The sequence below is a fragment of the Massilia solisilvae genome (assembly GCF_024753215.1).
In the GTDB taxonomy this organism is placed as follows: domain Bacteria; phylum Pseudomonadota; class Gammaproteobacteria; order Burkholderiales; family Burkholderiaceae_D; genus Telluria; species Telluria solisilvae.
The window spans coordinates 75042-93972 of sequence record NZ_JANUGV010000008.1 but is presented as its reverse complement, the minus strand read 5'-3'; the positions used below and the strand labels follow the sequence as shown (position 1 = coordinate 93972).

The following is an 18931-nucleotide window of genomic DNA, read 5'->3' as shown; positions in this document are numbered from 1 at the left end:
ATTGCGCTGCACCACGCTGGAGCAGCCCTGATCTGCCGAGGGCCTTTCCGCAACAAAATTGCAAAAATCAGGGCTTTGTGCAAACGGTATTCGCCCCACGAAGGCGAGTTGCATTTTTTATATTGCACAAAACGTGGGCAGGCAAACACCGTAAGGCAAGCATTTCCGCCGCTACGATCAACGTCGTCCAGGCGAAGGCGGGGACCCATAGAACGTTTCCATTGTCGTGCCAGCCGCGTGACCGCAAGCTCAGCATGGGTCCCCGCCTCCGCGGGGACGACGTGCTGGCTGGGCGGTCTAGCCCGTAATTTGGATCAGCAACTCCCCCAACCGGTGCCAGATCCCGTCCGGCACATATAGCAGGGCCGCAGTCATCGTGACATAGCGCGCGAACTTGCCTATTGCCATATAGATAATGCTCGGCCAGAACGGCAGGTGCAGCCAGCCCGCCAAGGTGCACAGCGGGTCGCCAATGCCCGGCAGCCACGACAGCAGCATGGTCTTGGGACCGTAATGCTCCAGCCACTTGAACCAGCGCGTCTTGCGCTCCTTGGCAAAGGTGGTCTTGGCCCGGTGCCCCAGCACGTAGTCGAGCGCCCCGCCGAGCGTGTTGCCGAGCGTGCCGACCAGAATCGCCGGCCAGAACATGGCCGGGTTGGCCTTGACCACCGCAAACACGGCCGGCTCCGAGCCCAGCGGAAGCAGGGTCGCGGAAACGAAGCTGACGAGGAATACGGAAGTAAGGCCAACGGCGGGCGCGGCGAGGACTTTGAGCAGCCAGACAATGGCAGTTTCGATCATGAGAAGCTGAGGCGGGCAGGTACGACGAGCGTCCATTATAATGACGAAACCCATCGGCCTCGACACGGTACCTCCGCGCTGCAACCCGGCCCTGTACCGAACTGCACACGACTCGGCCACCAGCCAAGCAGGACAGTCTCCGTCGTCACCGCACTCCTGGACTGCTGTCCAGCATACCTTGCTTGCAGACTATGACTACCGACTACCTCAAAAAAATCCTGACTGCCCGCGTCTACGACGTGGCGCAGGAAACCCCGCTCGAACTGGCCCCCACGCTGTCCCAACGGATGAACAACCGCATCTACTTCAAGCGCGAGGACATGCAAAGCGTCTTCAGCTTCAAGCTGCGCGGCGCCTACAACAAGATGGCGAACCTGACGCCCGAACAGCTGCAGCGCGGCGTCATTTGCGCCTCGGCCGGCAACCACGCTCAGGGCGTTGCCCTCTCGGCCAGCCGCCTGGGCTGCCGCGCGCTGATCGTGATGCCGACCACCACGCCGCAGGTGAAGATCGATGCGGTCAAGGCGCGCGGGGGCGCGAGCGTGGAGGTGGTACTGCATGGCGAGTCGTACACCGACGCCTACAACCACGCGCTCACGCTCGAAAGGGAGCAGCGCCTGACCTTCGTGCACCCGTTCGACGACCCGGACGTGATCGCCGGCCAGGGCACCATCGCGATGGAGATCCTGCACCAGCATTCCGGCCCGATCCACGCGATTTTTGTCGCGATCGGCGGCGGCGGGCTGGTGGCGGGCATCGGCGCCTACGTCAAGGCGGTGCGGCCGGACATCAAGGTGATCGGCGTGCAGACTGTCGATTCGGACGCGATGGCCAAGAGCCTGAAGGCGGGCCATCGCATCACCCTGCCGGACGTGGGCCTGTTCTCGGACGGCACCGCGGTCAAGCTGGTGGGCGAAGAGACCTTCCGCCTGGCCAAGGAAGTGGTCGATGAAATCGTGATCGTGGACACGGACGCGATCTGCGCCGCGATCCAGGACGTGTTCCAGGATACCCGCAGCATCCTCGAGCCGGCCGGCGCGCTGGCGGTGGCGGGCGCGAAGGCCTATGTCGAGCGCTCGCAGATGACGCGCAGCCCGGTCAAGGACGAGACGCTGGTGGCGGTGGCCTGCGGCGCCAACATGAACTTCGACCGCCTGCGCTTCGTGGCCGAGCGCGCCGAGGTGGGCGAATCGCGCGAGGCCGTGTTCGCGGTGACGATCCCCGAGCAGCGCGGCAGCTTCAAGCGCTTCTGCGCGCTGGTCGGCCCGCGCAACGTGACCGAGTTTAACTACCGCGTCAGCGACGAACAGCAGGCCCACGTGTTCGTGGGCATACAGGTTGGCAACCGCGAAGAGCCGGCCCGGCTGGTGCGCGCGTTCGCCGAGAACGGCTTTGCCACCCTCGACCTGACCCACGACGAGCTGGCCAAGCTGCACATCCGCCACCTGGTCGGCGGCAAAAGCTCGCTGGCGCACGACGAATTGCTGTACCGTTTCGAGTTCCCCGAGCGTCCGGGCGCGCTGATGCGCTTTTTGGACAGCATGGCGCCAAACTGGAATATCTCACTGTTCCACTACCGCAACCAGGGCGGCGACGTGGGCCGCATCCTGGTGGGCCTGCAGGTGCCGCGCGAGGAAATGGACGAGTTCCGCAGCTTCCTCGACGGCCTGGGCTACCGCCACTGGGACGAGAGCGCGAACCCGGTGTACAAACTGTTTTTGGGGTAGAGTTCGGGCAGCGGTTTAGCGGTCAAGGACCAGTAACCTCGATACGTCGTCCCCGGATCCGGGGACGACGTTTTGGTGCCGCCGATTTTATTGACGACAACTATGACCAACACGCCTGATCAATCGCCCCTCGGCAAAACCTCCGCCTACCAGACCGAATACGCGCCCGAGCTGCTGTTCCCGATCCCGCGCCAGCAAAAACGCGACGAGCTCGGCATCTCCGGCACGCTGCCATTCTTCGGCGTGGACATCTGGAATGCCTACGAGATCTCGTGGCTGAACATGCGCGGCAAGCCGCAGGTGGCGATCGCGACGATCACCGTGCCGGCCGATTCGCCCAACATCATCGAGTCGAAATCGTTCAAGCTGTACCTGAACTCGTTCAACCAGACCCGCCTGGCCAACACCGACGCCCTGCTCACGCTGCTGCGCGCCGACCTGTCGGCTGCCGTGGGTTCGCCGGTGCACATTGCGCTGTCCACGCCCGAGGCATTCTCCAGCGTAAAAATGGGAGAACTCGATGGTGTGTTGCTGGACCGCCTCGATATCGAGATCGACCAGTACACGCCCGCCCCGGCGCTACTGAGCGCCAACTTCGCCGAGGCCATGGTCGAGGAAACCCTGACCTCGCACCTGCTCAAGTCGAATTGCCTGGTGACCGGGCAACCCGACTGGGCCAGCGTGCAGATCCATTACGTGGGCCCGCAAATCGACCAGGAGGGCCTGCTGCGCTACCTGATCGGCTTTCGGGAGCACAACGAATTCCACGAGCAGTGCGTCGAGCGCATCTTCATCGACATCATGCGCCAGTGCAAGCCGACCAAGCTCGCAGTCTATGCCCGCTACACCCGCCGCGGCGGCCTGGACATCAACCCGTGGCGGACCAACTTCAGCACTGCACGCCCGCTGAACCTGCGCACAGCCCGGCAGTAGGCGCATTGACGACGAGCAACCTTTGCTGCGATGACGCTTGACCGTATTTCCGCACGGGAATACTGTGGGCGCGGCGACAGAAAGGTGTGCGTTTTCAGCGACATGGCGCCAAGGCCGGTGCGGACATGAAAACAACACGGCGCGGCTACTGCCACTGTGATTAAAATTTATGCAGGCCGGCCCGAAAACGTGGAAAAAGCCTGCGCCTGACGGGCTTTCGTGCGCCACTTCGGCATTTTCATCGAGGAAATTGCGCACTCGGCAGTGGAGGGAAATGATGAACGCGAAAGACAGTTTCGCCCGCCGCGCACGGCACTTTTACCAGCGCCCGTGGACGGCCACGAAATCGTATTACACGGCCGAAAAACCAGCCTATAATTCTGGCTCGCAAGCACCATTGTGCACCGCACCATAACGTGTTATGACTAACCTAAGCAAAATCCTGCCGCTCGAGAACATCCTGCTGGACATCGAAGTGTCGAGCAAGAAGCGCGCCTTTGAACAGGCCGGGCTGCTGTTCGAGAACAACTACGGCATCGCGCGTTCGACCGTGTCGGACAATCTGTTCGCGCGCGAGCGTCTCGGTTCGACGGGCCTGGGCAAGGGCGTGGCGCTGCCGCACGGCCGCATCAAGGGCAACAAGAACCTGAAGGCGCCGCTGGCCGCCTTCATGCGCCTGAAGGACCCGATCCCGTTCGAGTCGCCGGACGGCCAGCCGGTCAGCCTGCTGCTGTTCCTGCTCATTCCCGACCACGTGACCCAGCAACACCTGGAGATCCTGTCCGAGATCGCGGAACTGTTCTCGGACGAAGCGATCCGCCAGGCGCTGGCCACCGATCCCGACCCGGCCTCGGTCCACGAGCGCATCATCAACTGGCAACCCAGCCTGCAAGCCTTGGGTTAAACTTGTTGCACCCGCCGGCTTTGCGGCGCCCTCTTTCAGAAGACGTCCATGCTGCAAACCCCGCTCACCATCCAACGCCTGTTCGACGACAACCGCGAAAGCCTGCAACTGGGCTGGTTTGCGGGCTTTCCGGGCGGTGAGCGCCTGATCTCGGGCGACGCCGTCTCGGCCGCCGACCAGGTGGGTCACCTGAACCTGATCCACCCGGGCCGCATCCAGGTGTTCGGACACCAGGAGCTGAACTACTACCACCGCCTCAAATCCAGCTCGCGCAGCCACATGGTCGCCGAGCTGATCGCGGGCGGGCCGCCGGCGCTGATCATCGCACAGGGGCTGGAAACGCCGCCGGACATCCTGGCCATCTGCGACGAGCAGAACATTCCGCTGTTTTCGACCCCGCTGCCGGCCGCGCAGGTGATCGACTTCCTGCGCGTGTACCTGTCCAAGAAGCTGGCGCAGCGCGTCATCATGCATGGCGTGTTCATGGACGTGCTGGGGGTCGGCGTGCTCATCACCGGCGACTCGGGCCTGGGCAAGAGCGAGCTGGGCCTGGAACTGATCTCGCGCTCGCACGGCCTGGTCGCCGACGACGCGGTCGAGTTCTCGCGCATCGCGCCCAACATGGTCGAGGGCCGCTGCCCGCCGCTGCTGCAAAATCTGCTGGAAGTGCGCGGCCTGGGCCTCCTGGACATCAAGGCGATCTTCGGCGAGACCGCCGTGCGCCGCAAGATGCGCCTGAAACTCATCGTGCACCTGGTGCGCCGCGGCGCACTGGAAGAGGAAGTGGAGCGCCTGCCGTTCCACGTGCCGACCCAGGAAGTGCTGGGCCTGCCGATCCGCAAGGTCGTCATCCCCGTCGCCGCCGGCCGCAACATCGCGGTGCTGCTGGAAGCGGCGGTGCGCAACACCATCCTCCAGTTGCGCGGCATCGATACCTTGCAGGAGTTCACGGAGCGTCAGCGCCAGGCAATGAGTGGCGACTGACCGTAGGGTGGGCAGATTCTGCCCACGCGTCCAGCTACACGGTGCCACACCTGCTGCGGCCGCTCGCACTCCGCGTATCACCGCGTGGGCAGGAAACCTGCCCACCCTACGGCGACAAAACGCTTGTTGTTGCGGTATCATCGCCGCATGCACATCGTTCTGATCACAGGCATCTCCGGCTCTGGCAAATCCGTGGCGCTCAACGTGCTGGAAGACGCCGGCTACTATTGCGTCGACAATCTGCCGCCGCCGCTGTTGCCGGCGCTGGTCGAAACGGTGAACCACGAAAGCAAGCTGGCCGTGGCCGTCGATGCGCGCAGCGCGGAGTCGCTGGTGGAACTGCCGGCCAATGTGCGCAAGCTGAAGGACGACGGGCACGATGTGCGGGTGATGTTCCTGACCGCGAGCACCCATTCGCTGGTCGCGCGCTTCTCGGAGACGCGCCGCAGCCACCCGCTGTCGCACGAATTGCGGCCCGGTGAAAATCCCGCCTCGCGCCGCACCCTGATCGAATGCATCGCCGAGGAGCGCGAACGCCTGTCCGCCATCGAGCAGCTCGGGCATGTGATCGACACCTCCGAGCTGTCGGCCAACAAGCTGCGCATCTGGGTGCGCGAGCTGGCGCAGATCGAGCGCGCCCCGCTGACGCTATTTTTCGAGTCTTTCGCGTTCAAGGTGGGCGTGCCGCTGGATGCGGACTTCGTGTTCGACGTGCGCGCCATCCCGAACCCCTACTACGACCTGACCCTGCGTCCGCTCACCGGCAAGGACGCGCCGGTGATCGCCTTCCTCGAAGCACAGCCAAGCGCCAACGAAATGCTGGAGGACATCCGCAAGTTCATCGAGAAGTGGCTGCCGTCGTTCAAGACCGACAACCGCAGTTACCTGACCGTGGCGGTCGGCTGCACCGGCGGGCAGCACCGTTCGGTGTACATGGCCGAACGGCTCGGCGCCTACTTCAGCGCGACCGAGCGGGTCGTGGTGCGGCACCGCGAGCAGTCGTAAGACCTTGACCACTGGCCCAAAACGTCGTTCCCGCCTGCGCGCGAACGACGGCTTGGGGCTGACGGGTTAAAGATGCCGCAGCGGGTGCGCGTAGTCCGGCCACACCGGCTCGAAGAACTTCGCCACCATCGCCTCCGTCACCTCCGAAAGCGTCGCCGGGTTCCACTTCGGCTGGTTATCCTTGTCGATCACGAGCGCGCGCACACCCTCGATCACCTCGCCATTTTCGAAGTTGCGGCGCACTACCGAACGCTCCATGCGCAGGCAATCGGCCACGCCCATCTGCGCCCCGCGTTCGAGCAGCTCGTTGGTCACGCACATCATCAACGGCGAGCGCTGGCGCATCGCGGCCAGCGCCTTTTCGCAGAACGCGCCTTTGGCGCCAGCGAGCGACTGCATGGTCGCCGCCACCGACGACGGGCCGAAGTGCCAGTCGATGTTTGACCGCTCGGCCGCCAGCTCGCTCGCACCGGCCTCGCTTGCGAATGGCTCGGCAAACCGACGGATCGCCGCCGGCAGCTCGGCGCCCGGCACCGACTCGATCATCTGCGCCAGTTCGCCCAGCCTGGCCGACGGCACGAACACGTCCGCCAGCCCCACGTACAGGGCGTCGGCCGCGCCGATCGTCAGGCCGGTGAGGCCCAGATAGCGCCCCAGCCGCCCCGGAGCATGCGACAGGAAGTAGCTGCCGCCCACATCCGGGAACAGGCCGATGTTCACCTCGGGCATGGCCATCCTGGTGCGCTCGGTGACCACGCGCAGGCCGCAGTCCGGGCCGCCCTGCGCAATGCCCATGCCGCCCCCCATCACCACGCCGTCCATCAGCGCGATATAGGGCTTCGGATAGAAGTGGATCAGGTGATTGAGCGCATATTCCTCGGTGAAGAAGTCCTCCAGCAGCGCGCTGCCGCCCATGGGCGTGGCGCGGCCCACGTCATAGAAGAAGCGGATGTCGCCGCCGGCGCACAGCGCCTTTTCGCTGGTGCTCTTGATGACCACGGCGTCCACGTTGGCGTCCGTGCGCCATGCCAGCAGCGCCTGGGTGAGCGCGCGCACCATGTCCAGCGACAGGGAATTGAGGGCTTTCGGGCGGTCGAGAGTGATGATGCCGGTACGGTTGGCAACCCGGGTCTGGACGTATTCGCTCATGGTGATCGATGTGGTTGAAAAGACATCCATTTTACCGCGCTCGGGAAAGCAAAAGGGCGCCGCAGCGCCCCAGAATGGTCAGGCCTTGAAGGCCTTTTATGCGGTGGCTTCCGCGCCGCCTTCCGGCATGCGCTTGGGCGCCTCGTGAGCGTGATTCTGAAGAATCGTTTTGTGCTTCACAACCTGGCGATCCAGACGGTCCATCAGCAGGTCGATGGCCGCGTACAGGTCTTGCGCAACGCTTTCCACGTGAACCGTCTTGCCCGACAGGCGCATGTTGATCTCAGCCTTTTGGCGCTTTTCTTTTTCGGTGAGATTGTCGATGGCGAGGATGACGTGGGTGTCGATCACTTGATCGAAATGGCGGGTAATGCGCTCGAGTTTGTTCTGTACGTAGTCACGGATGGCGGGAGTCACATCGAGATGGTGTCCACTGATTGTGAGATTCATACACACTCCTTTGATCAATTGCGAGCCGTTCGCACGCAGCGCGGAGGGGAACGGTGCTGTTACAAGGATTTGCGGAGGCTTACGGGCGGGATTTTCAGTGCTTCGCGGTATTTGGCTACCGTACGTCGCGCAACAACCATCCCTTGTTCCCCTAGCATTTCCGCGATCTTGCTGTCGGATAATGGATTCTTAGGGTCTTCTGCTCCTGTCAGTTGCGCTATCAGTGCCCTGATCGCCGTCGACGAGGCCTCACCTCCCGCTTCCGTCGCGACGTGGCTACCGAAAAAGTACTTCAGCTCGAACATGCCGTGCGGGGTCAGCATGAACTTCTGCGTTGTGACACGAGAAATTGTGCTCTCGTGTAGTCCTAGTGTATCAGCAATCTCGCGCAAAACAAGGGGCCGCATGGCAACAGCGCCATGTGAAAAAAAATTGCGCTGGCGTTCCACAATTGCCTGCGATACGCGCAGGATCGTGTCGAAGCGCTGGCGCATGTTTTTGATCAGCCATTTCGCTTCCTGCAGCTGGCTGGCCATGCCGGCCTCGCCCTTCGATTGCTTGAGCATGGAAGCGTATAAACTGTTTACACGAAGTCGCGGCATGACCTCCTGATTCAGGCTCACGGTCCAGCCGTTCTTGGAGCGGCGCACGATCACGTCGGGCACCACGTAGTCCGATGCCGGGGACGCGAACGCGGCGCCCGGATGCGGGTTGCAGCGGCGGATCACGGCCTGCGCCTCGCGCAGGTCCTCGTCGTCGCAGTCGAGCGCTTTCTTGAGCTTGTTGAATTCGCGCTGCGCGAACCATGCCAGGTGGTGCTCGACGATGGTCAGCGCCAGGCGACGCGCCACCAGCGGCACGCGCGGCAGGCGCCGGATCTGCAGCGCCAGGCATTCGGACGCGTTGCGCGCGCCCACGCCGGCCGGATCCAGGCTCTGCACCAGCGCCAGCGCGCAGCGCAGTTCGTCCGGGTCCACTTCCAGTTCTTCCGGCAGGCGCGCCGCTATGTCTTCCAGCGGCTCCTCCAGGTAGCCGTTGTCGTCGAGCGCATCGATCACCAGCTCGGCCAGCGCGCGGTCGCGCTCGGACAAAGCGGTCAGGTGCACCTGCTCGCTCAGGTGCTCGCGCAGCGTGGGGCCGCCGGCTTCCAGCTGCGGGCGGCCATCCTCGCCTTCGTCGGATGTGCGCGCCGGGCCGCCTTCGCCCCAGTCGGAATCGGCCTCCACTGCCGAGGGTTCCTCTCCGCCCGCCTCGAACGCTTCGGCCTCGCCGCCCTCGCCCGGCGCGGCCGGCGCTTCCTGCTGCGCGGGCGCGTTGTTGATGGCGCCGTCGGCGAGCAGGCGCACCGAGTGGTCAAGCGGATCGTCCAGGCGTTCCAGCAGCGGGTTGTCGGACAGGATCTGCTCGAGCTCCTGGTGCAGCTCGAGCGTGGACAGCTGCAGCAAGCGGATGGACTGCTGGAGCTGCGGCGTGAGCGCGAGGTGCTGCGAGGTCCTCAGTTGCAGTGATTGCTTCATGGGCCGCTACATGCGGAAGTGTTCACCCAGGTACACGCGCCGCACCGATTCGTTGGCGATGATGTCGTCGGGCCGGCCGGACGCAAGCACCGCGCCCTGGTTGATGATGTAGGCGCGGTCGCAGATGCCGAGCGTCTCGCGCACGTTGTGGTCGGTGATCAAGACGCCGATGCCGCGCTCCTTGAGGAAGCGCACGATGCGCTGGATCTCGATCACGGCGATCGGGTCCACGCCGGCGAACGGCTCGTCCAGCAGCACGAAGCGCGGGTTGGTGGCCAGCGCGCGCGCGATCTCCACGCGCCGCCGCTCGCCGCCGGACAGCGACAGCGCCGGGTTCTCGCGCAGCTTCTCGATCTGCAGCTCGGCCAGCAGCGTGTCCAGGCGCTGGTTGATTTCGTCCTTGGACAGCGGCTTGCCCTTGGCGTCGTGCTGCAGCTCTAGCACGGCGCGGATGTTCTCTTCCACCGTCAGCTTGCGAAACACCGACGCTTCCTGCGGCAGGTAGGACAGGCCCAGCACCGCGCGCCGGTGGATCGGCAGGCTCGAAATATCCACGCCGTCGATGTCGATCTCGCCGGCGTCGGACGGCACCAGGCCCACGATCATGTAGAACGAGGTGGTCTTGCCGGCGCCGTTGGGGCCGAGCAGGCCGACCACCTCGCCGCAGTCCACCTGCAGCGACACGTCGCGCACCACCAGGCGCTTGCCGTAGCTTTTCTGCAGGCCCTTGACGATCAGGGTGCTGCCGTTCGTGCATGCATCCATCGTCATTTCCCTGCCGCCGGTGCCGGCGCGGCCGGCGCGCCCTGCGCATTGCGGCGCGGCGCCAGGATCAGCGTGCCGCGGCCCTTGCCAGGCTTGGTCTCGCCGCTCACGTCGTTGCGCACGGCGACGATCTCCTTGCGGTTGTCGTAGGAGATGAAGGGGCCGTCCACCTCGTTGGTCAGCTTGCTGTTTTCCAGCTGCTTGACCACCGCGTTCGAGAACAGCTTGACCAGTTCGGTGCGCTCGTCGTACTCGATGCGCTCGGCCTGGCCCTCGACCCACAGGTCGGGCCCGCCGTCGCGCTTCTGGCGGAAGGTGGCCACATGGCCGGGCGCGGAGGTCAGGGTCAGGCTCATGTAGCCCTCCGGCGACTCCTTCAGCACCGCCTTGTCCGACTTGAGCACCAGCGTGCCGCGCGTGAGCACCACGTTCCCGGTCAGGATGCGCGTGCCGTTGACCTCGTCCACGTCGAGCGAGTCGTAATTGATCACCGCCTGCTTGAGCGAGTCCGCGCGCTCGGCCGAGGCGCACAGCGTCACCAGCGAAAGCATGGCGGCAGCGATAAGTTTGTTCATGGGAGCTCGTCCTGTCATGGGTTAGCGGTTGGCGCGCGGCGGGTAAATGATCTGGCCCTGTTTGGCCAGGTGCACCTGCTGGGTCGCGTTATTGGCCAGCATGCCGGTGCCGCGCACGATCGCGCCGCCCAGCTTCATCTCGACCGGCTTGTCGGTCTTGAGCAGTTCCTCGTCCGGCAGCACGGTCATCTGCTCGGTCTTGATCGACAGCGGCTGCGAGGTCGCGTTGCCGGGCCGCTCGACGTCCACGTTGCCGATCAAATCGACCTGGTTCTGGCCGTGCAGGATGCGCGCGCGGTCGGCGGTCATGGTCATGCGTGGATGCTCGACCGTCATGCCCTGCACCACCGGCTTGTCCACGAACGACACGTCGTCCACCGGGCGGTGCGTCAGGCGATTGCCCGACACCACGTAGCGCGGCTTGCCATTGGGCCCCATGCGCACGAAGCTGAAGTTGTCGACGATGTAGTCCGGTTCGTTGCCGCGCGCGCCCAGCTGGGCGCCCTGGTTCGATTGCGTGACCAGCTGCAGCAGCCAGAAGCTGCCGAAGGCGCAGAACACCCCCAGCAGCATCACCGCCAGCAGGCGCCAGCGGTGTGCGGTGCGCTTGTTCACGTAGGTGGCCATCGTATCAGGCAAAGTAAGGCGCAAGCGCCTGTTCGTAGGTGCCCTGCGCGCGCATCACGAGGTCGCACACCTCGCGCACCGCGCCGCGCCCGCCCGGGGCCTTCGTCACGTAATGGGCGCGGTGCTGCACCTCGGGGTGGCCGCTGGGCACGGTCACGGCAAAGCCCACCCGCATGAGCAGCGGCAGGTCGATCACGTCGTCACCGATGTAGCCGCACTGCTCCACCGTCGCGCCGGTCGCCTCCAGCAGCTTGGAAAATGCCACGCGCTTGTCGTGGATGCCCTGGTACACGTGATTGATGCCCAGGTCGCGCGCGCGCGTGACCACGATCGGCGACTGGCGCGCGCTGATGATCGCGGTCTGCACGCCGGTGCGCTGCAGCAGCTGGATGCCCAGGCCATCGAGCACGTAGAAGGTCTTGGTGGCCTCGCCGTCGGCGTTGTAAGTCAGGCTGCCGTCGGTCAGCACGCCGTCGACGTCGAAGATCATCACTTTGACGCGCGCGGCGCGCTGCATGTGTTCCAGTGGCGTCATCAAATCACCTTTGCGCGAGTCAGGTCGTGGATATGCAGGGCGCCAACGAGCTTGCCGTCTTCGTCCACCACCAGCATCTGGTTGATGCGGAATTCTTCCATCACCGCGACAGCGTCCACCGCCAGCTGGTCGGGATGCACGCTGCGCGGGTTGGGATGCATCACGTCGCGGATGGTCAGTTTGGAAAAGTCCTGCACGCGCTCGATCAGGCGGCGCAGGTCGCCGTCGGTGAACACGCCGATCGGGCGCCGCTGTTCGTCCACCACGGCGGTCATCGCCATGCCCTTCCTCGACACCTCCACCAGCGCCTGCGCCAGCGGCACGTCGGGCGCCACGGCGGGAATCGCGTCCCCGGTGCGCATCACGTCGCGCACATGGGTCAACAGACGCCGGCCGAGCGCGCCGCCGGGGTGCGAACGCGCGAAGTCCTCTTCCTTGAAGCCGCGCGCATCCAGCAGCGCCACCGCCAGCGCGTCGCCCAGCGCCAGCGTCACCGTGGTGCTGGCGGTGGGCGCCAGGTTCAGCGGGCAGGCCTCCTTGGCCACCGAAATATCGAGATGCACGTCGGCCAGCTGGGCCAGGCGCGATTGCGGGCGGCCGGTCATGGCGATCAGCGGCGTGCCCATGCGCTTGACCACCGGCAGGATTTCCATCAGCTCGGACGACTCGCCCGAGTTCGAAATTGCAATGAACACGTCTTGCGCGGTCACCATGCCCAGGTCGCCGTGCGCGGCCTCGCCCGGGTGGACGAACATGGCCGGCGTGCCGGTGGACGCCAGGGTGGCGGCGATCTTGCGGCCGATGTGGCCGGACTTGCCCATGCCCGACACCACCACGCGGCCCGTGCAGGCGAACAGGACGGCGACGGCGCGCGCGACGCTGTCGTCGTGTTCGAGCCGGGCATGCAGGGCGCGGATCGCGTCCGCCTCGATCTCGAGGGTTTCGCGGGCCAGTTGCATGACGCGCCGAGCCTGGATGTTGTCGAAAACTTTCAGCATTGTTTTTTCATGGGTTACACTCATGCCGAAAGTATAGCCGAATTGCGAAAGCAAGAAACTTGCCAGACATAAGAAACCAACTCTTCCCTATGAGGTGACCTCCCCGCATGGAATCAGGACTCCAGCTGACCCTCCTTCTCCTTGGAAGTGCCGTGCTGGGCGTGGTTGCCTTCCGCATGCTGCACCTGCCGCCCATGCTGGGCTACCTCGCCGTCGGCGTGCTGATCGGCCCGCACGCGCTTGGCCTGGCCGAAAACAGCCCCACGACCCACGGGCTGGCCGAATTCGGCGTAGTGTTCCTGATGTTCTCGATCGGGCTGGAGTTTTCCCTGGCCCAGCTCAAGGCCATGCGCCGGCTGGTGTTCGGGCTGGGGCTGGCGCAGGTGGTGCTGACCATCGTGGCCACCGTGCTGGCCGGCTTCGTCGCCGCGCGCTTTGCGCCGCACCTGCGTATCGGCTGGCAGGCCGCGTTCGCCCTCGGCGGCGCGCTGGCGATGTCGTCCACCGCCATTGTCGTCAAGCTGCTCACCGAGCGGCTGGAGCTGGAAAGTCCGCACGGGCGCCTGATCATCGGCATCCTGCTGTTCCAGGACCTGGCGGTGGTGCCGCTGCTGATCCTGATTCCCTCGCTCGCCAATCCCGAACACCTGGCCGCCAACCTGGCCTGGGCCGGCGTGAAGGCCGCCGCGGTGCTCGCGCTGCTGCTGTTCTTCGGCCAGAAATGGATGCGCAAGTGGTTCACCGTCGTGGTCAAGCGCCGCTCGCAGGAGCTGTTCATGCTCAACCTGCTGCTGGTGACGCTGGGCGCGGCCTGGATCACCGAGCGCGCCGGGCTGTCGATGGCGCTGGGCGCGTTCGTGGCCGGCATGCTGATCTCCGAGACCCAGTACAAGCACCAGGTGGAAGAAGACATCAAGCCGTTCCGCGACGTGTTGCTGGGCCTGTTCTTCATCACCATCGGCATGCTGCTCAACGTGCAGCTGGTGCTGCAGAACTGGTGGCTGGTGCTGATCCTGCTGGCGGTGCCGGTGCTGCTCAAGTTCGCGCTGATCGCCTTGCTCGCCAAGGCGTTCGGCTCCTCCGACGGGGTGGCGATGCGCACCGGCCTGGCGCTGGCGCAGGCCGGCGAATTCGGTTTCGTGCTGCTGAACCTGGCCTCCGGCTCGAACCTGATCGACCCGTTCCTGATCCAGCTGGTGCTGGCCTCGATGGTGCTGTCGATGCTGGTGGCGCCGTTCGTGATCGCCAAGTCGGACCAGCTGGTGATGAAGATCGCTTCCAACGAATGGATGCTGCAGTCGCTGCAGCTGACCCAGCTGGCCAGCCGCACCATGGCCGCGCAAAAGCACGTGATCGTGGCCGGATTCGGCCGCAGCGGCCAGAGCCTGGCCACGCTGCTGACCGAGGAAAAGCTGCCGTGGTACGCGCTCGACCTGGACCCGGAGCGGGTGCAGGAAGCGCAGGCCGCGGGCTCGAACGTGTCGTACGGCGACGCCGGGCGGCGCGAAGCGCTGATCGCGGCCGGCATCAAGCGCGCCAGCGCGCTGGTGATCACCTTTGCCGACACGCGCGCGGCGCTGCGGGTGCTCGACCTGGTGCACGAGCTGGCCCCAAGCGTGCCGGTGATCGTGCGCAGCCACGACGACAGCGACCTGGACGCGCTCAAGAAAGCCGGCGCGGCCGAGGTGGTGCCGGAAGCGCTGGAGAGCAGCCTGATGCTCGCTTCGCACGCGCTGGTGGTGATGGGCGTGCCGCTGCGGCGCGTGGTGCACCGGGTGCAGACCGCGCGCGACGAGCGCTACGCGGCGCTGCGCGGCTACTTCCATGGCGCCAGCGACGTGGTGGACGATCCGGAACACAACTACGTGCGCCTGCACTCGGTGCTGCTGCCCGACAATGCGGCCGCGGCCGGGCGCGCGCTGGGCGAACTGGCGCTGGACGAGGTCAAGGCCGAAGTCACGATCGTCCGGCGCGGGCGCGACCGGCTCGAGGCCAGAGCGGACACGGTCCTGCAGGCGGGCGACGTGGTGGTGCTGCGCGGCTCGGCCGATGCGGTGGAGCGCGCCGAGGCGAGGCTGTTGTAGGGTGGGCGGGTTTCCCGCCGACGCGTTCAAGCAGAGCTTGCTTTGGCTGAACGCATGGGCAGGAAGACCTGCCCACCCTACCGATCAAGGGCAGGCGATGACGCGGTTCCTGCCCGCCTGCTTGGCGCGGTACAGCGCCGCATCGGCCTGCGCCAGCAGCTGCTGCGCGACCGTCTCCAGCGGCAGGCTGCGCTCGTCCGGGCCCAGGGTCGCCACGCCGATCGATACCGTTACCGGCACGGCCTGCCCGCCTGCCAGCTCCACCGGGGTATCAGCCACGCCGGCGCGGATCCGGCCCGCCACCACCGCCGCGCTGGGACCGTCGGCATCGACCAGCAGCACCACGAATTCCTCGCCGCCGAAGCGCGCCAGCGCGTCCGAAATGCGCAGCTCGGCCTTGATGCGGCTGGCCACCTCGCGCAGCACGTCGTCGCCGCCCTGGTGCCCGACGCTGTCGTTGATCTGCTTGAAGTGGTCGATGTCGATGTACATCACCGACAGCCGGCTTTCGTTGCGCCGCGCCCGCGAGATCTCCTCCAGCAGCCGCCGGTCCACGTAGCGCCGGTTGTACACGCCCGTCAGCGCATCGGTCAGCCCGATGTACTTGAGCATCTCGTTACTGATCACGTTCTCCAGGCAGATCGCGATGATCGACGCCATGTGTTCGATGAAGTCGGTGCCCATCTCCGGCGCAAAGCGGGTGGCATCCAGGCTGCCCAGGTTCAGGCAGCCGATCAGCCGCTTGTTGCGCAAGAGCGGCACCAGCGCCACGCTGCGCGGCTCGCCGCACGCGGCCGGGAACATCGGCGCATGGCGCTGCCGGTCGAACGGCCCCAGCTGCGGGCGCGGTGGCTCGCCGGTCGAGAAATCGAAACCGAGCTCGTCGCCCGCTTCGCTGAACATGAGGTTGGGGAACTCTTCGAAGTCCACCCCGAGCTTGAGCATGACGGTGTAGATGTCCGCGTCCGGGTCAATCAGCGTGAGCGTGACCACGTCGAGCTCGGAAATGTCAGGCAGCGTGCGAAAGATCGTACCCACCAGTTGCGGAAAGCTGGACGCGCCGACGATCTCCAGATCGAAGGCCTGGTGCCGGCACATGATTTCATGGTTGCGCTCGGCTTGCCGGATCAGGTCCGCCATGCGCGCACGCAGGGCTTCGTTCTCGGCAATCAGTTCGCGCGACGCGGCGCCATCGTGCATATCCAAGGTTCCGTTTAAGCAATGGGCATTACATTACGCCATGTTTCCCGGCTTGCATACGGAGAAGAAGGGGGTAACTTTTAGTTAATTCGTTAAGTTGCCTGCTCTATTTTTAACGCACTAAGCGCTGAACACCCGCTCGAATTCGTCCATTGCCAGCGGCTGGCCGAACAGGAAGCCCTGGAAGCGGTCGCAGCCGCCGGCCTCCAGGAACTGGCGCTGCTCCTCCTGCTCCACGCCTTCGGCCGTCACTTTCAGGCCCAGCTTGCGCGCCAGCGTGATGATGACTTCGACGATGGCGGCCGCGTCCGGGTCGGTGTGGATGTCGTGGACGAACGAACGGTCGATCTTGAGCGTTTCGAGCGGAAAGCGCTTCAGGTAGCTGAGCGAGGAATAGCCGGTGCCGAAGTCGTCGATCGAGAACCGCACGCCGTCGCGCTCCAGGCGCTCCATCTTGGCGATCGCGTCGTCGAGGTTTTCGGCCAGCACGCTCTCGGTCAGCTCCAGGCCCAGCCGGGCCGGATCGGCGCCGGTCTCGCGCAGCGTGGCCAGCACCTGCGAGGGGAAATCGGGCATGTGCAACTGTTGCGCGCTCACGTTCACGGCCAGCGTCACCGTGCCCAGCCGCGGATGGCCGGACCACGCCGCCAGGCGCGCGCAGGTTTCGCGCAGCACCCACTGGCCCAGCGAGCGCACCAGACCGGTGGTTTCGGCCAGGCCGATGAACTCCGAGGGGCCGACCAGCCCGTGCCCGGCCCGCTGCCAGCGCAGCAGCACCTCGCCGCCGGCCAGCTCGCCGGCAGCGTCGAACTGCGGCTGGCAATAGAGCCTGAACTCGTTGCGTTGAATGCCCTGGCGCAGGTCGTGCTCCATGCTGTAGCGGCGGTCGATGCTGGACTGCATGGCCGGGTCGAAGAAGCGCAGCGTGTTGCGCCCGGCCGCCTTGGCCTGGTACATCGCCAGGTCGGCCTGGCGCAGCACCACGTCGGCGCTGGCGCTGCGCGCGTCGAACATCGCAATGCCGATGCTGGGCGTGCTGCGGTAGGCGCCCGCCGGCAGCGCATACGCCTCGTCGCAGGCCGCCAGCACCTTGCCGGCCACCATGCCAGCCTCGTTGGCGGCCGCCTGCCGGTTTTTTCCCAGGCAGTCCAGCAGCAGCACGAACTCATCGCCGCCCAGGCGGGCCACGCAGTCCGAATCGCGCACCGCGTGGCGCAGCCGGTACGCAACCTGGCGCAGCAACAGGTCGCCGGTTTCGTGGCCGAGCGTGTCGTTGAGCATCTTGAAGTTGTCCAGGTCGAGGAACAGCAGCGCGCCCAGCTGGCCGCTGCGCGCGCTGCGGCTGAGCAGGCGCTGCAGTTCGTCCATCAGGAAGCGCCGGTTCGGCAACCCGGTCAGAAAGTCGAAATATGCCAGCTGGTGGATGTTGTGCTCGGCCTGCTTGCGCTCGGTGAGGTCGGTGTTGGTGCCCGACACCCGGAGCGGCCGGCCCTGCTGATCGCGCAGGATCACGGCGCGCGAGAGCACCGGCACGTGGTGGCCGTCCTTGTGCTGCAGGCGGAACTCGATCTCGTACGAGCTACCGGTACTGGCCAGCGCCTGGTCGAACTCGGCGCGCACCCGCGGCGCATCGTCCGGATGGGCCAGGCGCAGCCACAGCGCCGCGTCTTCCGGCAACTCGCCGGGCACGCGCCCGACCATCTCCCACCAGCGCGGCGAGTAGTACAGCTCGCCGGTGCGCAGGTTCCAGTCCCACGGCGCGTCGGTGGATCCCTGCAGCACCAGGCGCAGCCGCTCTTCCGACTTGTGCAGCGCCTGCTCGGTTCGCTTTAATTTGGTGCAATCGGTAAAGCACGCCACGACCTCGGACAGCTCGCTGCCGTCCTCGCACACGAGGTAGGTATTGCACAGCAACCATCCCGGTTCGGCACCGCCCCCACGGTCGATGCCCACCACCAGGTCGGACAGGTTGCGGCGCTCTTCCAGCGTGCGGCAGACCGGGTATTCGTGCGGCGCCATCCGGGTGCCGTCTTCGCGCAGCAGGTACCAGTCGTCGCAGGCGCTGCGTTTGACCAGGTCGCTCTGGCTGGCGCCCAGCAGCGCGGCGCCGCGCGCATTGACCGCCAGGATGCGCGAATCGTTGCCGTGCACGACCACGCCGGCCGGCAGGTGCTCGAGCAGGCCCTGGAAACGCCGGCTGGTCGCGTCCAGCAGCGCCTGCGCTTCGTCCGTGTCGTGCAGGTCGCGCAGGACCGTGACGTAGTGCTGCAGCTGCCCCCCCTCGCACACCGGGATGATCGACAGCTCGGCCGAAAAGTCGGCGCCCTCCGGTCCCTTGAAGCGAACCTTGCCCGAACACTCGCGCCGGCAATGGACCGCCTCGTTCAGTTCGTGCACGCAGGCCGGATCGGTATCGGTACCGAAGAACGACGCCAGCGGCATGCCGGTCACCTGCTCGGCGCTGACCCCGGCGCGGGCCAGGAACGCCTGATTGGCGGAACGGATCTTCAGGTCGCCGTCCATCACGGCCAGGCCGAACGAGGCCGGCCCGACGATCGGCGCCAGGCGCGCCTGGCTGGTGGATGCTTCGGTTTGCTCGCTGCTCATATGCCTGCCCCGCGAGAGGTCGAGACGGGGCTTGTACCCCGCTCAGGGCCCGGCTGTCAAACTGAGCCTT

At 65.7% G+C, this 18931-nt stretch carries 17 protein-coding genes; 6 read left to right on the top strand and 11 right to left on the bottom strand.

The annotated features are described in order from the left end of the window. Positions 1-297: 297 nt before the first annotated feature. Positions 298-801 carry a YqaA family protein gene (locus tag NX773_RS21280; RefSeq protein WP_258858269.1) on the bottom strand — a complete coding sequence of 168 codons (504 nt, stop codon included), beginning with the start codon at positions 799-801 and terminating at the stop codon, positions 298-300. Positions 802-992: 191 nt separating this feature from the next. Between NX773_RS21280 and ilvA the strand changes: the two genes are divergently transcribed. The 5 genes from ilvA (at position 993) to rapZ (ending at position 6354) form a co-directional block, all read left to right on the top strand. Next, the gene (gene ilvA / locus NX773_RS21275) at positions 993-2528 is read left to right on the top strand and encodes a threonine ammonia-lyase, biosynthetic (RefSeq protein ID WP_258858268.1); all 1536 of its coding nucleotides are present in this window, start codon (positions 993-995) and stop codon (positions 2526-2528) included. 102 nt (positions 2529-2630) lie between these two features. Further along, positions 2631-3461 (top strand): NADPH-dependent 7-cyano-7-deazaguanine reductase QueF, encoded by an 831-nt coding sequence (gene queF, locus NX773_RS21270; protein ID WP_258858267.1) that lies wholly within the window; start codon positions 2631-2633, stop codon positions 3459-3461. A gap of 421 nt (positions 3462-3882) precedes the next feature. Next, positions 3883-4365, top strand: a complete 483-nt coding sequence (locus NX773_RS21265; protein ID WP_258823243.1) for a PTS sugar transporter subunit IIA — start codon at positions 3883-3885, stop codon at positions 4363-4365. Between the two features lie 48 nt (positions 4366-4413). Beyond that, a complete protein-coding gene (gene hprK, locus NX773_RS21260) occupies positions 4414-5349 on the top strand; it encodes an HPr(Ser) kinase/phosphatase (RefSeq protein ID WP_258823242.1) in 936 nt (311 codons plus the stop codon). Positions 5350-5496: 147 nt separating this feature from the next. Beyond that, positions 5497-6354 (top strand): RNase adapter RapZ, encoded by an 858-nt coding sequence (gene rapZ / locus NX773_RS21255; protein ID WP_258858266.1) that lies wholly within the window; start codon positions 5497-5499, stop codon positions 6352-6354. A gap of 66 nt (positions 6355-6420) precedes the next feature. Here rapZ and NX773_RS21250 read toward each other — a convergent pair whose 3' ends face one another. The 8 genes from NX773_RS21250 to NX773_RS21215 form a co-directional block, all read right to left on the bottom strand. Next, a complete protein-coding gene (locus tag NX773_RS21250; RefSeq protein ID WP_258858265.1) occupies positions 6421-7503 on the bottom strand; it encodes an enoyl-CoA hydratase/isomerase family protein in 1083 nt (360 codons plus the stop codon). Positions 7504-7599: 96 nt separating this feature from the next. Then, entirely contained in the window at positions 7600-7953 is a 354-nt protein-coding gene (gene hpf / locus NX773_RS21245; RefSeq protein ID WP_258823239.1) for a ribosome hibernation-promoting factor, HPF/YfiA family, read from the bottom strand. 59 nt (positions 7954-8012) lie between these two features. Then, positions 8013-9470: an RNA polymerase factor sigma-54 gene (locus NX773_RS21240; protein ID WP_258858264.1), complete on the bottom strand. Its 1458-nt coding sequence runs from the start codon at positions 9468-9470 to the stop codon at positions 8013-8015. Positions 9471-9476: 6 nt separating this feature from the next. Continuing rightward, a complete protein-coding gene (gene lptB / locus NX773_RS21235) occupies positions 9477-10235 on the bottom strand; it encodes an LPS export ABC transporter ATP-binding protein (RefSeq protein WP_258858263.1) in 759 nt (252 codons plus the stop codon). A gap of 2 nt (positions 10236-10237) precedes the next feature. After that, entirely contained in the window at positions 10238-10810 is a 573-nt protein-coding gene (lptA, locus tag NX773_RS21230; RefSeq protein ID WP_258858262.1) for a lipopolysaccharide transport periplasmic protein LptA, read from the bottom strand. Positions 10811-10831: 21 nt separating this feature from the next. After that, positions 10832-11461: an LPS export ABC transporter periplasmic protein LptC gene (gene lptC, locus NX773_RS21225; RefSeq protein WP_258858261.1), complete on the bottom strand. Its 630-nt coding sequence runs from the start codon at positions 11459-11461 to the stop codon at positions 10832-10834. Then, a complete protein-coding gene (locus tag NX773_RS21220; protein ID WP_258858260.1) occupies positions 11442-11972 on the bottom strand; it encodes a KdsC family phosphatase in 531 nt (176 codons plus the stop codon). Before NX773_RS21220 ends, lptC begins: the two co-directional genes overlap by 20 nt. Further along, the gene (locus tag NX773_RS21215) at positions 11972-12994 is read right to left on the bottom strand and encodes a KpsF/GutQ family sugar-phosphate isomerase (RefSeq protein ID WP_370662274.1); all 1023 of its coding nucleotides are present in this window, start codon (positions 12992-12994) and stop codon (positions 11972-11974) included. The genes NX773_RS21220 and NX773_RS21215 overlap by 1 nt, the downstream gene beginning before the upstream one ends. 83 nt (positions 12995-13077) lie before the next feature. Here NX773_RS21215 and NX773_RS21210 point away from each other — a divergent pair, with 83 nt between their 5' ends. Continuing rightward, positions 13078-15054, top strand: coding sequence for a monovalent cation:proton antiporter family protein (locus NX773_RS21210; RefSeq protein WP_258858258.1), 1977 nt, complete (start codon positions 13078-13080; stop codon positions 15052-15054). A gap of 84 nt (positions 15055-15138) precedes the next feature. Here NX773_RS21210 and NX773_RS21205 read toward each other — a convergent pair whose 3' ends face one another. Together NX773_RS21205 and NX773_RS21200 are read right to left on the bottom strand one after the other, a co-directional pair. After that, positions 15139-16254 (bottom strand): sensor domain-containing diguanylate cyclase, encoded by a 1116-nt coding sequence (locus NX773_RS21205; protein WP_258858257.1) that lies wholly within the window; start codon positions 16252-16254, stop codon positions 15139-15141. A 120-nt stretch (positions 16255-16374) separates the two neighbouring features. After that, positions 16375-18861 carry a sensor domain-containing protein gene (locus NX773_RS21200; protein WP_258858256.1) on the bottom strand — a complete coding sequence of 829 codons (2487 nt, stop codon included), beginning with the start codon at positions 18859-18861 and terminating at the stop codon, positions 16375-16377. Between the last annotated feature and the right edge of the window lie 70 nt (positions 18862-18931).